The organism is Verrucosispora sp. FIM060022 (assembly GCF_003977705.1).
GTDB classification, from domain to species: Bacteria; Actinomycetota; Actinomycetes; order Mycobacteriales; family Micromonosporaceae; genus Micromonospora; species Micromonospora gifhornensis.
Genome location: NZ_RQIV01000006.1, coordinates 1 through 14,626 on the forward strand (window position 1 = coordinate 1; position 14,626 = coordinate 14,626).

Here is a 14,626-nt window from a genome sequence, read left to right on the forward strand (position 1 = left end):
CACCCCCCCCCCCACCCGCACCACCCCCCCCACCCCCACCCCCCACCCCCACCCCCCGCCCCCCGCCCCCGCGATCTTGCACTTTCCGTCGGGGCATAACAGTCATATCCGCCCCAAAGGGGAACCGGAAGTGCAAGATCGACGTGCTCTGATCGGCGCGGACGGTGCGGTCGAGCGCACTGCCGACGGCGCGGGCGGCACCGTCGGCCCTCGCCCCGCGATCTTGCACTTCTTGTCGCGGCGTAACAGTCATATCCGCCCCAAAGGGGGACCGGAAGTGCATGATCGACACAGTCTGATCGGCGTGGACAGTGCGGTCGACGTGATCGGCGATGGCGTGGGCGACGGTGCGGGTGGCGCGGTGCGGGTGGCGCGGTGCGGGTGGCGGCGTGCTGGTGTGGCGGCGTGGTGGACTGTGTGGGCGGTGTGCGTGGTGTGGTGGAGTAGGGGTGGGGAGTGGTGTGGGGGGGTGGGGCGGGTAGAAAGGTCGGCATGGTCGAGATTGCGCCTGGTGCCCAGCAGTTCATTCCGCCGCAGGCGGACACTCTCGACGAACTGCGGGCTGCGGCGGCCGGTTGTCAGGGCTGCGAGCTGTACCGCGACGCTTCACAGACCGTCTTCGGCCGGGGAGACGCCACGGCGCGGGTGGTCTTCGTCGGTGAACAGCCCGGCGACATGGAAGACCAGAAAGGTCTGCCCTTCGTCGGCCCCGCAGGTCGGCTGCTGCGCCGCGCCGTCGACGACGCCAAGCTGGACCCCGGCCACATCTACCTGACCAATGCGGTCAAGCATTTCCGGTTCGAGCTGCGCGGCAAGCGGCGGATCCACCAGACTCCGGACCGGGTGCACATCACCGCCTGCCGACCCTGGTTGGTCGCCGAGTTCACCCAGCTGAACCCGCAGGTCATCGTGGTGCTCGGCGCGACCGCCGCGAAGGCGCTGCTCGGCCCGAGCTTCCGGGTCACCCGTCAGCGCGGCGAGCTGCTGCCCTGGCCGGCCGCCGCCGAGCACCCTGAGGACTTTCAGCGGGTGCCGGTGGACAGTGCCGGGGACACCACGGACGCGCCACCGACCCAACTGCTGGCCACCATCCACCCGTCCGCCGTGCTCCGCGCGGACGACCAGGACAAGGCGTACGAAGGACTGGTCGCCGACCTGACCGTCGCCGAACGAGCCCTCACCTGACCGTTGCCCGCACCCGGCTCCGCGGCCGCACCTGGCTCCCAGTACGCACCCAACTGCCCGCCCACCTGACCCGCAGCGGAATCAGGCAGGTCAGTGACACACTTGCCGCCAGCAGGCCAGGCGGCACCAGGGGATCACGAAGGAGAGATCATCGGGCGCGGCCGGGAATCGTGACGGAAGCCGAGGACGAGCGTTGACCACCGATCTGACCACCACGGCAGCCGCGCCGCCCGACATCGTGCCGATTCAGCGGCGTACCCTGCGGCTGCTGTTCAGCACCCAGATCATCGGTGGCATCGGGGTGACCATCGGCATCGCCGTCGGCGGGCTGCTCGCTGCCGAGATCGCCGGCACCGCGGTCTCCGGCCTGGTGCTGAGCGCCTCTGTGGTCGGTGGTGCGCTGCTCGCCATCCCGGTCACCCGGATCATCACCCGGCACGGCCGTCGCCCCGGCCTGGCCTTCGCGTACGGCGTCGGGGCCGTAGGCGGGGCCCTGGTGGTGCTCGCCGCGGCGAGCGGGTCGATCCCGCTGCTCTTCCTCGGCATGCTCATGTTCGGTGGCGGCTCCGCGGCCAATCTCCAGGCCCGCTACGCCGCAGTCGATCTTGCCGCGCCGGATCGTCGGGCCCGGCAACTGTCACTGATCGTCTGGGCCACCACGGTCGGCGCAGTGGCGGCACCGAACTTCGCCGCGCTCGCCGACCGGGCCGGCGGGGGGTTGGGACTGCCACCCCTGTCCGGCCCGTTCGCCTTCAGCACGGTGGCGTTTCTGCTGGCTGCCGGCGTACTGCTGCTGTTGTTGCGACCTGACCCGCTGCTCACCGCCCGCCTGCTCGCGGCGGCGGGCGTGGACCCTGCCACCGGGCCGGGCGGCATCGAGCCGGCCGGGGCGGTGGCCGCCGGGGCCGGTGCGGCGGCGCCGGGCAAGCTGCCCGCCGCGTCGTCGGCCGGGCGCGGCGCGGGCCTGCGTGCCGGCTGGCTGGCGGTACGCGCCCAGCCCGCCGCCCGGCTCGGTGTCGCCGCCGTGGCGGTCGGCCACCTGGTGATGGTGGCGGTGATGGCGATGGCCCCGGTGCACCTGCGGGACCACTATCCCGTCGAGGATGTGCTCCCGGTGGTCGGCCTGGTGCTCAGCCTGCACATCGCCGGCATGTACGCGCTGGCGCCGGTGGTCGGCTGGCTGGCCGACCGGCTCGGTCGGCGCGGGGTCATCCTGGGCGGGGTCGGCATGCTGCTGGCCGCCTGCGCGGTCGCCGGTACCGCCGGGCACAGCACGTTCCGGCTCGCCGTCGGGCTGGTGCTGCTCGGGCTGGGTTGGTCGGCGACCATGGTGGCCGGTTCCACACTGCTGTCGGAGTCGGTGCCGGACGCGGTCCGTCCCCACGCGCAGGGCCTGTCCGACCTGCTGATGGGGCTGGCCGGCGCGCTGGCCGGGGCGGTCAGCGGGTTTGTCATGCAGTGGGCGGGCTATCCGGTGCTGAGCCTGCTCGCCGCGGTCGCGGTGGCGCCGTTGCTGGCGCTAGCGTTGCGTCCGGTGCGGACGGGCGCACCGGACGAGGAGGGTCGGGCATAGTGCGGCTGACCGATTTCTGGACGCGACTGGAGGAGGCGTTCGGGCCGGGCTACGCGGCCAGTATCGCCAGCGATCAGGTGCTGTCGCAGCTCGGTGGGCGGACCATCGAGCAGGCCTTCGCCGAGGGTGAGCAGACGCACGTGGTGTGGCGGGCGGTGGTCGCCGCCTACCCCGACCGGGTGCCGACCCGGCTACGCTGAGCAGTCGATTCGTTACTTCCGCGTGTCTCTTGCCGACTCGTACACCTGTTCGGCTATTGTCCACAGCGAGGTGCTCGTCCACAGGCCACGGCCGGTCGGCTGGTTTTCTGTCGGACCCAGCGCCTAGCGTGTGTCGCGTGACGCGAAGCTCAGGAAAGACGCCGGCGAAGGCAGGGGTGGCAACGATGGCGGCAGGGCCTGACCGGGAGAAGGCGCTCGACCTTGCTCTCGCTCAGATCGACAAGCAGTTCGGCAAGGGCTCGGTGATGCGGCTGGGGGAGCGGCCGGTCGTGCAGACCGCGATCATTCCCACCGGCTCCATCGCGCTCGACGTCGCGCTCGGCGTGGGCGGTCTGCCCCGCGGGCGGGTCATCGAGATCTACGGCCCGGAGAGCAGCGGTAAGACCACGGTCGCCCTGCACGCGGTGGCCAACGCCCAGCGCAACGGCGGCATCGCCGCCTTCATCGACGCGGAGCACGCGCTCGACCCGGAGTACGCCAAGGCCCTCGGTGTCGACACCGACGCCCTGCTGGTCTCCCAGCCGGACACCGGTGAGCAGGCGCTGGAGATCGCGGACATGCTGGTCCGCTCCGGCGCGCTGGACATCATCGTGATCGACTCGGTCGCCGCGCTGGTGCCGCGCGCCGAGATCGAGGGTGAGATGGGCGACAGCCACGTGGGTCTGCAGGCCCGGCTGATGAGCCAGGCGCTGCGGAAGATCACCGGTGTGCTCAACAACACCGGCACCACCGCGATCTTCATCAACCAGCTCCGCGAGAAGATCGGCGTGATGTTCGGGTGCATGTCGTACTCGACCAGGGTCACTCTCGCCGACGGCACGCAGGAGAAGATCGGCAAGATCGTCAACCAGCGGCTGGACGTCGAGGTCCTCTCCTACAACCCGGACACCGACCGGGTGGAGCCGAAACGGATCACCAACTGGTTCAACAACGGCCCGGCGGAACAGTTCCTCCAGTTCACCGTCGCCAAGTCGGGCGGAAACGGTCGCGCCCAGTTCGCTGCCACCGCCAACCACCTGGTGCGTACGCCGGGCGGCTGGCGGGAGGCGGGCGAGCTGATCGCCGGTGACCGGGTGATGCTCGCCGAGGCTCGGCGGCTCAGCGAGCAGCAGTGGCAGGTCGTGCTCGGCTCGCTGATGGGTGACGGTGCCCTGTCGCCGAACCGCCAGGACCGCAACGGCGTTCGATTCCGCCTCGGCCACGGCGAGCAGCAGGTCGACTACCTCGACTGGAAGGTCTCGCTGCTGGGCAACATCAGCCACTCCCGGCGCACCGACAGCCGGGGCGCTGCTTTCGTCGACTTCACGCCGCTGTCCGAGCTGGGCGAGTTGCGTCGTGCGGTCTACCTGGGCGACGGCAAGAAGCACCTGAGCTGGGATTACCTCAAGGCGCTCACTCCGTTGGCCCTCGCGGTGTGGTACATGGACGATGGCTGCTTCACGCTCCGGTCCAAGGGGGTGCAGGCGCGTACGGCTGGTGGCTCCGGCCGGATCGAGATCTGCGTCGAGGCGATGGCGGAGGGCAGTCGGGAACGCCTGGTGGAGCATCTGCGTGACGCGTACGGCATGGATGTGAAGCTGGTGTCCCGGGGCGCACGCCAGACGGCGTCGATCATCTTCACCACCGAGGCGTCAGCGAAGTTCCAGGAACTGATCGCTCCGTACGTGCCTGCCGCGATGGAGTCCAAGCTGCTGCCGCGCTTCCGGGGGCAGTGCGTCGTCGAGCCGCAGTTCGTCCCGGAAGAAATCATGCCGGTGCCGGCTCGGATCATCGATGTACGGGTCAAGCCGAAGACCCGTTCGATGAACCGGTTCGACATCGAGGTGGAGGGCAACCACAACTACTTCGTCGACGGGGTCATGGTGCACAACAGCCCCGAGACGACCACGGGTGGTCGGGCGTTGAAGTTCTACGCCTCGGTCCGGCTCGACGTGCGGCGCATCGAGAGCCTGAAGGACGGCACCGACGTGGTCGGTAACCGTACCCGGGTCAAGGTCGTGAAGAACAAGGTCGCCTCTCCGTTCAAGCAGGCCGAGTTCGACATCATGTACGGCAAGGGCATCTCCCGTGAGGGTTCGCTGATCGACGTCGGTGTCGAGCAGGCGATCATCCGGAAGTCCGGCGCCTGGTACACCTACGAGGGCGACCAGCTCGGCCAGGGCAAGGAGAAGGCCCGCGAGTTCCTCCGGGAGAACCCGGACGTGGCCGCCGAGATCGAGAAGAAGATCCTGGAGAAGCTCGGCGTCGGGGTGGGCGCGGGCGATGCCGCCGGTGGCCCGGAGTTGCCGCCGGTCGACTTCTGATCTGATCAGTGGCTGGACGACGTGCCCGTACGGGGCGGGGCTGGGATGCCAGTCCGCCCCGCACGGGCGATCCCACACTGCGTCCGCGCCGGGGCCGCCGCACGTCCGGCGACGAGTCCACACCGGGCTCCGGTGCCGTCGGGCGGGCCGACGCCGACCAGGCGGCTGACACTCCCCGGGACGAGTCCGAGGTGGCCCGGGAGATCTGTCTGCGGCAGCTTGCGGTCCGCCCTCGTACCCGGGCCGAGTTGGCCACGGTGCTGGCCCGGCGGGGCATCTCCGAGGAGACCGCCGACGCGGTTCTCGACCGTTACGACGAGGTCGGCATCATCGACGACGCCGCGTTCGCCCGGGCCTGGGTGAGCAGCCGGCACGCCGGTCGTGGGCTGGCGCGTCGGGCGTTGGCCAACGAGCTACGGCAACGCGGAGTCGACGGTGACACGGCCAGCGCGGCGCTCGACGAGCTGGACGAGAGCACCGAGGCGGAAACGGCCCGTGCGCTTGTCGAACGCAAGCTGCGTACCGCCCGTGGTGAGCCGGACGCGGTGTTCCGGCGGCTGGTCGGCATGCTGGCCCGCAAAGGTTACCCACCGGGGGTGGCGATTCGGGCCGTGAAGGACGCACTCGCGGCGCAGAGCGCCGAGGCGGCCGAGTTCGCCGAACAGATCGACGCCGACGCCCTCGCCGACACCGAGGGATGACCGCCGCCGAGGGATGACCGCCCAGGGGGTGATCGCCCGCCGAAGGGTGATCGCCGAGGGCGGGTGGGGCAGCCGCCGAGGGGTGATCGCTGACCGGTCGAGAGGAGGCGCGAGGTGTTGCTGGCCTGCCTCAACGGTGACCGTGGTCGTGACTCCCACCCTGGGGTGCCGTTGAGCCCGACCGAGTTGGCGGCCGACGCGGCTCGGTGTGTCGGGCTCGGTGTCGGTGCGGTGCACGTCCATCCGCGTACCGCCGACGGGGTCGAGTCGTTGCGTCCGGCGGACATCGCCGACGCGGTCGTGGCGATCCGTGCCGCGGTGCCGGGCCTGCCGGTGGGGGTGAGCACCGGGGCGTGGATCGAACCGGATCCGCTCGCCCGGGCGGCGTTGGTCGGTGCCTGGACGGTGCTGCCCGACTTCGCCTCGGTCAACGTGCACGAGCCGGGGGCGGAGGCGGTCGCGCGGGCGCTGCACGAGCGAGGCGTGATGGTGGAGGCCGGGCTCTGGACGGTGCCGGCGGTCGAGGCGTACCGCGGATGGCGGGTGCCGGTCGGTCGGGTGCTTGTGGAATGCATGGCGCCGTCGCCGGAGTCTGCCCTGGCCGAAGCGGCGGCTATGCTCGACGCGCTCGCGCCGTCGGGGCCACCGGTGTTGTTGCACGCCGAGGGTGCCGGCGTCTGGGTGGTATTGGCGGAGGCGGTCCGGCGGGGCCTGGACACCCGGATCGGGCTGGAGGACACGCTCCGGCTGCCCGACGGGTCGCTCGCGCGGGACAATGCCGCTCTGGTGGCCGCCGCCGTGGCGTCGGGTGCCGGTTGACCGTGCGGTAACCGGCGGTAGCTGGCTCGGCAGGCGACCGAACGTCGCGATTGTCCGCAGCCGCCCGACTCGTTATCAGCGCAGCGTCACCGCGCAACTTCTCTCCGTCCGGGTGGTTTGATCATGACTTCTTGACCGGACGCCCTCAGAGACCTAGCCTCGCCATAAAGGCTCACATTGCCCGACCAAGCGCAGGCTAAGCGCACAACATAGATCGCGTAACAGAACAGCATCACTTTGGCCAGCAGGAACGGCCACTGACGCCAGCTTCGGACAGGCCGGTCCGGGGCCGAGGCGACAACTGCACCTGGCCTGCCGACGGTTCGAGGGACACCGTCGGCGGGGAGAGCTATCCACGGCCTGCGCTCCGGTCGGGCGTCCAGAGCCGTAGGAACACGCCCACCGGCGGATTCCTACGGCGCGACGTTCAGGGGAGGCGCGCCATGGCGAGGCGACAGAGGTTCACCGGGTGGCCAGCATGAGCGAGCGTTGCGAACCGGCCGGCGCCGACTCCGGCGCGGCCGACGAGGGTGAGCAGAGCTCAGGGCACCCGGAACCGGCGTTTCGAGGGTGTGCCGAGTCGAGCCGTCGGGCGGTTCGGCGGAGCGGAGTGCCGGCATGAGGGCGCTGGACGTCGTACTTCTGATCGTCGTGTTGGTGTTGACCCTGGTGGTGCTCGCCGCGGCGGTCTTCGGGGCACGGGTGCTGCGCGGGTTGCAGACGCGGCCGGCACCGGAGGATCCGGCGTACATCGCGGAGAAGGATCGCCAGGAGCAGTCGCTGGCCGCGTTGCGGACGGCTGCCGACGAGGCGAACAGCACGATCGACGTCGCGAAGTCCGCCGCGGCTGCGGCCCGCACCGAGGCGGCGGCGGCCAAGGCGGAGGCGAAGGCGGCCCGGGCGGAGGCCCGTCGGGTCCTCGACGACGCCCGCGCCGAGGCGGACACGGTGCTCGAACGGGCGCACAAGCAGGCCGAGGCCGATGCCGAGCAGTTGCGGACCGCAGCCCGGCGCAGCGGCGAGCGGGAGGTGGCGGTGCTCGCCGCGACCACCCGGGAGCAGGCGGCCGAGGTGGAGCGGCGGGCGGCCCGGATGGACGAGCGGGAGCGGATGCACACCGAGGAGGTGGAGCGGCTGGCCGAGCGGGAACGGCAGCTGACCGCCGCCAGTGCCGCGCTCGCCGCCCGGGAGGCGGCCCTGGATGCCCGGGAGAAGGAACTGGCCGAGGCGGAGAGCCAGCGGCGTCGGGAGTTGGAGCGGGTCGCGGGGTTGACCGCCGACAGCGCGCGGGCCGAGCTGGTGGAGGCGATCGAGGGCCAGGCCAAGCGGGAGGCCGCGCTGCTGGTACGGGAGATCGAGTCGGATGCCCGGTCCACCGCGGAGCAGCGGGCCCGGCACATCGTGGTCGACGCGATCCAGCGGGTGGCAAGTGAGCAGACCGCGGAGAGCGTGGTCAGCGTGCTGCATCTGCCGGGTGACGAGATGAAGGGTCGGATCATCGGCCGGGAAGGCCGCAACATCCGCGCCTTCGAGTCGGTGACCGGGGTCAACCTGATCATCGACGACACCCCGGAGGCGGTGCTCCTCTCCTGCTTCGACCCGGTGCGCCGTGAGGTGGGTCGGCTGACGCTGGAGAAGCTGGTGCTGGACGGGCGGATCCACCCGCACCGGATCGAGGAGGTGCACGACCTGGCCCGGCAGGAGGTGGACCAGCTGTGCCAGCGGGCCGCCGAGGACGCCCTGGTCGAGGTCGGCATCACCGAGATCCACCCGGAGCTGGTCACCCTCCTGGGCCGGTTGCGCTACCGCACGTCGTACGGGCAGAACGTGCTCAAGCATCTGGTGGAGACCGCACACATCGCCGGCATCATGGCCGCCGAGTTGCGCCTCGACGTTCCGTTGATCAAGCGGTCGGCGTTCCTGCACGACATCGGCAAGGCGCTCACCCACGAGGTGGAGGGCAGCCACGCCATCATCGGCGCCGACGTGGCCCGCAAGTACGGCGAGAGCGAGGACGTGGTGCACGCCATCGAGGCGCACCACAACGAGGTCCCGCCGCAGACCGTCGAGGCGGTGCTGACCCAGGCGTCGGACGCCTGCTCCGGGGGCCGGCCGGGGGCGCGGCGGGAGAGCCTGGAGGCGTACGTCAAGCGGCTGGAGCGGATCGAGGAGATCGCGGCCGGCAAGCTCGGCGTGGAGAAGGTCTTCGCCATGCAGGCGGGCCGGGAGATCCGGGTGATGGTCAAGCCCGACGACGTCGACGACATCGGCGCGGCGGTGCTGGCCCGGGACGTGGCCAAGCAGATCGAGGAGGAGCTGACCTATCCCGGTCAGATCCGGGTGACCGTGGTCCGTGAGTCCCGAGTCACCGAGATCGCCCGCTGACGGAGGACGCCAACCGGGACGGCGGGGCGAACCGCGCCGTCCCGGTCCAGGTACCTCCACTCAGCCGCCTCAAAACGGCCGCTGACGCGCCCGCAGGTCCTTGGCCGCGCTTCGGCGACGAGCGTTGAGCAGATCGATCATCGTTCCTGGTCCTCGGTCCGGCTGGTCGGCCCACTCCTCGAAGGTGCGTGCCAACCGGTCGAGTCGCGTGTCACCCGGAGGTACGTCGATTTGAAAATGCCCTTCCGAGGGGTGGTCCCGGTCGTCTCCACCCCAGCGCACAACACCGTCGCATTCTGCGAGAATGTCGCGGATCACCAGCATTTCGCCGGTGAAGAAGTTGCCGGCGGAGCCGACCGGATAGAAGTTCGGCCGGATCGCCACAGCGGTGCCCGACAGGTAGTTCGACTCGAACGCCGCGACTACCGCCCTTGTTGTGCGATGTCCGATCAGGTCGCCGCGCCCGACTGCACCGACCTCGTAGTGAAACCGGCGTAGCACGTGGAGAAGGACGGTGGACACCGCGCCGGCTGCCAGCGTGATACGCGCGTCGCTACCCTCGACCCGGTGGCTCGCCACCTTGGCGCCATCCACCACGGGCCAACCGTTCTGACTTGTGGACCGAGCCCAGTTTCTCGGACGCGGCGGTGCTGCCTGGGCCGGCGCGGTGGCAGCAGCGCCGACGACCACCGCACCGGCTGCGGCGAAGGTGGTGGACAGAAGTTGCCGGCGAGACAGACCTGGCGCATTACTCATTGTGGCGACTCCAAGGTTGTCGGTTCGGCTGCACGGGAGCGGCGGGCGGATCGTAAAGCGAGCGCCGTGCTCACCACTGCGATGAACAGGCAGAGGAAGATGATCGGGTTGACGTAACCGGGGACCAGATCGGTGCTGGTGCCGTCGGCATAGCGGCACACGTGGCGCAGTGGCAGCCAGTCGGCGCTGGTCGCGGTGGAAGCGAGTGGCTTGGCGGTGCAGTACTCGCTGGTGGCTCGAATGTCGAGAAGGTGGCTCACCCACAGGCCGTGCACGTACGTGACAATGGCAGCAGCTGGTGCCACGACGATTCCGACGACGAACCCTGCAGCTGTCTTCATGGCTCAGATCTTGCCTTGGGCGCGCAGCGCCGCGACGCGGGCGTTCTCCTGCCCCACCCGATCCAAGAGCATGTCGGCGAAGCCTTGGCAGAACTCGTCGAGCTTGTTGCTCGGCAACAGGTGTGGCATGAGCGTGGGCACTCCACCGGTTGTCTGAATGAGATAGGCCCGGCCGGTGGAAAGAATAGGGTCGGCCGTGGTCAGCAGGATGTCCCGGCTGATCGCCTTGGCGTTGGCGGCGTTGACGAAGCGGCCCTCATAGAATCGCTTGAATCTAGAGAGGTGGCCACCCCCGGAATAATTGACGTACATGGACGCCCAGATGCTCGTCCCGTTCCGCACATCCTTGGCGATGTTGTAGGCGTCCGCGTCTTCGATCAGATCACGCAACTTGAAGGTTCCGACGCCGTCGACCTTGGCCAACTTCTCGTGGCAGTAGGTGCGCCCAGACGAGTAGCTGTCGCTGTCCCGACGCCACTCGCCGTAGAAGGTCATCCAGTCGCCGCCCCAGCCGCCGACGTCGCCTCGGTTGGTGTAGGTCCCGGCGGGCTGTGGTAGCAGGTACGCCGCGTTGCAGGACGCGCCAAGGTGGGAGACCTTGATGTCTACGCCATAGAAGGGGTCCCGGAATTCTCTGATCATGTGCATGTTGTTTGCTCTGAGTCGATCAAGCACATGGTTCTTGAATCCCTCGTCGATGCTCCCGATCAACAGCTTCCACTGCTCGCTGTTGTAGTCCTCATGGCGAAGGAACTCCATCACCAGTTGATCCGCTGGGCGGTTTCCCCCGTAACTGCGAGCCCACGAGAGCAAGGTGCTGATGTATCCCACGAACGTGTCGGCCTCTGAAATGGGGTCGTTGACCGAGGCCACCGCAGGGTCCGATCCCGGCTTGTAGATGTTCTTGTCGATCTCGATTCGCCCGTCACCGGTGCCGAGCCACAGCGTCTGGATCTGATTGAACGACCAGTTCTCCGGCAAGGGGAAGCCCATGTTGCCGGAGAATCCGGTGGACATGCCCGACACGAAGGACCACCGTGCGTACGTGTGGGCGGTCACCTGAGCGCTGACGTTGCGTGATCCGTACACGCCGTGGATGTACTTCTTCCCTCGATCGGCCAGTCCGGCGACCACGCCTCGAAAATATGGAAGAATGTGAGACTCGATCTCATCCTGAGTTGCGTCGTAGTCGACCGAAAAATATATTACGGTACCGGTGCTGAAGCCGTACCCTGTGGCGGCGATATGGGCATCCACCGCGTCCTGGAATCCCTGAGAATAGGTGAAGTAGGAGACCACTTCGCCGTAGTACTGTGAAATTGGAAAGACCTTCAGGCCGTTCGCGAAGATCGTGTCCAGCTCGCCCGGCTGGATCCTCTTGTTGAGGGTGCCCCAGGGCTTCTCGTCCAGATACCGGCCCACGAACCTGTACCCGTTGCTGTACAACGTCTTGGCGCGTGCATCGGTGATGGTGGTGATGCAGTCCACGGCGGTGCCAGGGCGGCTGGGATCCCCAGTGGATACCAGTAGCTGGCACCAGGTGGCAAAGTCGCCACGGCCGTTCGGGGGCAGCAGGGCCGAGAATGTCTGGAAATCACTGACCGCTGACGCGACGCTTGAGGTGAAACTGCTGGTGAAGTTGGCATAGGTGTTGCCGTTGGACAGACGTATGCGATTGAAGACCATCGCAGCGGTAAATATGCTGACGAAGATTCCCGACGAGCCCTGTGACAGCAGGTTGTTGCGCAAACCGGCCTGTGTTCCCGGCCCGAACACGCCGGTGGCTTCATCGTCGGTCAACCCCAGTTCGAACTGGATGGCCAGGAAGAGTGCTTTCTGCACGTCCCGGGAGAAGATTCCATCGCAGGGGATGAGGAAGAAATCACGGCGGCTGAAGTATCGGCTGTTCAGCCACTTCTGGATCGACCGGATCGTTTCGGTTCCGCCCGCGAGCACCACGTAGGCGTCCATGGTGAGCAGTGCCTTGAAGATCTTCGGCTGGACATTGGTGTCGGAGGCGTCCAAGCCGGCGTTGTACTTCAGTTCCGCGATGGCAGAGGCCGTGTCAACGCCGTAGACGCCGTCACCCGGCCCACCCCAGTAACCCTTGCAGAACAGGGCGTACTGCACGATGTTGACGATGTTGGGGTTGGTGGTGTCCGGGCCGATGGCGCCGAGCGCCGCCAGCCGAGAGAGGGTTGTCGGACCGAAGGCGTCGGACAGGCTGGTGATGCCAAGCTCGTGCTGGAGCCCTCTGGTCAGGGAGTACATGGTCGACCAGCCGGTGCGCCCGTTCTCCGGGCAGCGGTTGTAGCCGGGCACTGCGCCGTACGTGGAATTGACCCATTGCTGTGCCTCAAGGACCTTGTCGTCCACCATTGCCTCCATCGATGTCGTGGCGCACTGTTGATGGTTGGTCTCGCCTCAGGTCGTTGGACGTGTCAGCGCTGTAGTGCCTGGACCGGAGGGATGCGGGCGGCCCGCGCCGCCGGAACGAGCCCGGCCAGTAGTCCGGCGATGGTGCTGGCCGTGCAGGCGAACACGGCGGACCGGATCTCGACCGCTGGTGTCCAGCCGTTGACGACGGACACGATTGAGATGGTCAGCACGCCGAGCAGGGCACCGACCCCCCCACCCAGCCCGCCCAATACAGTGGTTTCCAGGACCAACTGACCGAAGATGTGACGTCGCCGCGCCCCGACTGCCCGTCGCAGGCCGATCTCTCCGGTGCGCTGAGCTACGCCACTGGTCGCGGCGTTACCGATCGAAATGGTGCCCATCAGCAGGGCGACACCGCTGATCAACAGAGTCGTCCTGGTGGTGCTGCCCTCGATCTCCTGGCGCAGTGTGCGCGGATCAGGCGGCGCAATGGCTCTCAGCTCGGCCGGTGCCTCCGGACGGAGGGCAAGCGGAGCCTGCCTGCCGATGAGTTGTGCCGCGCCGGGAGACGTTTCCACCAGCACGTCCCTCTTCGCGGGCTGGCTGCCACCGGATCGGTTGAGGCGCTCTGCCGCCGAGTACGGCACGATGGCCGCAGCCAAGGCCTCCGGTCTGCGCACGACGTCATCAAAGATCCCGACCACCGTATGGGCCTGGTCGGCCACGAAAACGGCGACGCCGGTCCGATGGATTCCGAGTTGGCGTGCCACCGTGGCGGAGAGCATGACCACCGGCGTGGCATGGCGTTCGTGGAACTCGCCGAAGCTGCGTCCCACGGTCACCCGGGGTGCCATCACCTGCAACGCCGACGGATCCGCTCCGATCACGGGTACGCCCGCCGAGGATTGCCGAACATCGGTCATCCGACGCATCGGACGCTCCCCGAGACTCGTCCGCCGTCCGGCGGCCACAACGCCGTTGAGCCGGGTGAGTCGACCGATGGCCGCATCATGAAGCCAGCTGTCCGTCGTCGCCTGGTCTTCCGGTTCAACCAGGACCTCGGTGGCCCGCCGCAGATCAAAAGCGGTGGAAACCTGCTGGTTGAGCGTGGAGCCGAGACCGAGACTGGCTACGAACGCCGCCGCACCGAGGATCGTGCCTACGACCGTTACGAGTGATCGGCCAGGGTTGCTGAGGACGGAGACAGAGGCCTCCCAGAACAGATCGCGGACGTTCAGCCGGGACCGACCGATCCCTAGGTGCCCGATCTCCTCGCGTTCCTTGCGCCGTCTCGTCCTCACGTCTCGTCCACGACACCGTCGGTGACACGAAGCCGGCGACGGGCCTCCGACGCGACCTGCGAGTCGTGGGTCACCACGATCAGAGTCAGCCCTTCCTCGTTGAGTTGCCGCAACACGGCGAGTACCGCAGCGGTGTTCGTCGTGTCGAGGTTGCCGGTCGGTTCGTCGCAGAAGAGGACTTGGGGGCGTGCCGCGACCGCGCGGGCAATCGCTACCCGCTGCTTCTCGCCACCGGAGAGCTGGCGGGGGTCGGCGTGCATGCGATGGGACAGGCCCATACGCTCCAACGCCTCGGAGGCCATCGACCGGCGTTGCCGCCGTGCGTGCGGTCCGTACAGCATCCCAAGCTCGACGTTCTCCAGGGCGGTGCGCCCGGGGAGCAGGTGGAATGCTTGGAAGACGAATCCGAAGAGCTGGCCACGGATGGCGCCGAGGGTGGCGGGCCCGCAGTCCGCCGTCTCCAACCCGCCGATCAGATAGGAGCCGGCCGTGGGTACATCGAGCAGGCCGACGAGGTTGAGCAGAGTCGACTTGCCCGACCCGGACGGGCCGGTGATCGAGATGTAATCGCCCTGCTCGACACGCAGGTTGGTGGCGCGTAGCGCATGAACGGGCTGACCGTCCTGATAGGTACGCGAGACGTTGCGGAGAACCAGCATGGA

General features: G+C 68.4%; 12 protein-coding genes and 2 pseudogenes. 9 read left to right on the top strand and 5 right to left on the bottom strand.

From position 1 onward, the window contains the following. Positions 1-492: 492 nt before the first annotated feature. From EG812_RS17230 to rny, 9 genes and pseudogenes are all read left to right on the top strand, one after another. Positions 493-1,185, top strand: coding sequence for a UdgX family uracil-DNA binding protein (locus EG812_RS17230; protein ID WP_013732229.1), 693 nt, complete (start codon positions 493-495; stop codon positions 1,183-1,185). A gap of 193 nt (positions 1,186-1,378) precedes the next feature. Further along, the gene (locus EG812_RS17235) at positions 1,379-2,758 is read left to right on the top strand and encodes an MFS transporter (protein WP_126712168.1); all 1,380 of its coding nucleotides are present in this window, start codon (positions 1,379-1,381) and stop codon (positions 2,756-2,758) included. Further along, a complete protein-coding gene (locus EG812_RS17240; RefSeq protein WP_013732231.1) occupies positions 2,758-2,958 on the top strand; it encodes a DUF3046 domain-containing protein in 201 nt (66 codons plus the stop codon). Before EG812_RS17235 ends, EG812_RS17240 begins: the two co-directional genes overlap by 1 nt. A gap of 185 nt (positions 2,959-3,143) precedes the next feature. Beyond that, positions 3,144-3,995: pseudogene (gene recA, locus EG812_RS29960) on the top strand (recombinase RecA); the annotation flags it as partial. Positions 3,996-3,998: 3 nt separating this feature from the next. After that, positions 3,999-4,610 (top strand): annotated as a pseudogene (locus tag EG812_RS30275) (LAGLIDADG endonuclease); the annotation flags it as partial. A gap of 171 nt (positions 4,611-4,781) precedes the next feature. Then, a complete protein-coding gene (locus EG812_RS29970) occupies positions 4,782-5,282 on the top strand; it encodes a hypothetical protein (RefSeq protein ID WP_377676526.1) in 501 nt (166 codons plus the stop codon). A gap of 8 nt (positions 5,283-5,290) precedes the next feature. Continuing rightward, complete coding sequence (locus tag EG812_RS17250) at positions 5,291-5,983, top strand: regulatory protein RecX (RefSeq protein ID WP_043720024.1); 693 nt, start codon at positions 5,291-5,293, stop codon at positions 5,981-5,983. A 114-nt stretch (positions 5,984-6,097) separates the two neighbouring features. Continuing rightward, on the top strand, positions 6,098-6,802 hold the full coding sequence (locus EG812_RS17255; protein ID WP_013732234.1) for a 3-keto-5-aminohexanoate cleavage protein: 705 nt from the start codon (positions 6,098-6,100) through the stop codon (positions 6,800-6,802). Between the two features lie 618 nt (positions 6,803-7,420). Beyond that, positions 7,421-9,187 (top strand): ribonuclease Y, encoded by a 1,767-nt coding sequence (gene rny / locus EG812_RS17260; RefSeq protein WP_013732235.1) that lies wholly within the window; start codon positions 7,421-7,423, stop codon positions 9,185-9,187. A gap of 69 nt (positions 9,188-9,256) precedes the next feature. Here the strand turns inward: rny and EG812_RS17265 are convergent, their stop codons facing one another. From EG812_RS17265 to EG812_RS17285, 5 genes are all read right to left on the bottom strand, one after another. Next, the gene (locus tag EG812_RS17265) at positions 9,257-9,784 is read right to left on the bottom strand and encodes a M15 family metallopeptidase domain-containing protein (protein ID WP_013732236.1); all 528 of its coding nucleotides are present in this window, start codon (positions 9,782-9,784) and stop codon (positions 9,257-9,259) included. A 155-nt stretch (positions 9,785-9,939) separates the two neighbouring features. After that, complete coding sequence (locus EG812_RS17270) at positions 9,940-10,284, bottom strand: hypothetical protein (RefSeq protein ID WP_126712169.1); 345 nt, start codon at positions 10,282-10,284, stop codon at positions 9,940-9,942. A gap of 3 nt (positions 10,285-10,287) precedes the next feature. After that, the gene (locus tag EG812_RS17275; protein WP_415877989.1) at positions 10,288-12,663 is read right to left on the bottom strand and encodes a glycoside hydrolase domain-containing protein; all 2,376 of its coding nucleotides are present in this window, start codon (positions 12,661-12,663) and stop codon (positions 10,288-10,290) included. A 62-nt stretch (positions 12,664-12,725) separates the two neighbouring features. Further along, positions 12,726-13,964, bottom strand: a complete 1,239-nt coding sequence (locus EG812_RS17280) for an ABC transporter permease (protein WP_126712171.1) — start codon at positions 13,962-13,964, stop codon at positions 12,726-12,728. Next, the gene (locus EG812_RS17285; protein WP_126712172.1) at positions 13,961-14,623 is read right to left on the bottom strand and encodes an ABC transporter ATP-binding protein; all 663 of its coding nucleotides are present in this window, start codon (positions 14,621-14,623) and stop codon (positions 13,961-13,963) included. The genes EG812_RS17280 and EG812_RS17285 overlap by 4 nt, the downstream gene beginning before the upstream one ends. Positions 14,624-14,626: the final 3 nt, after the last annotated feature.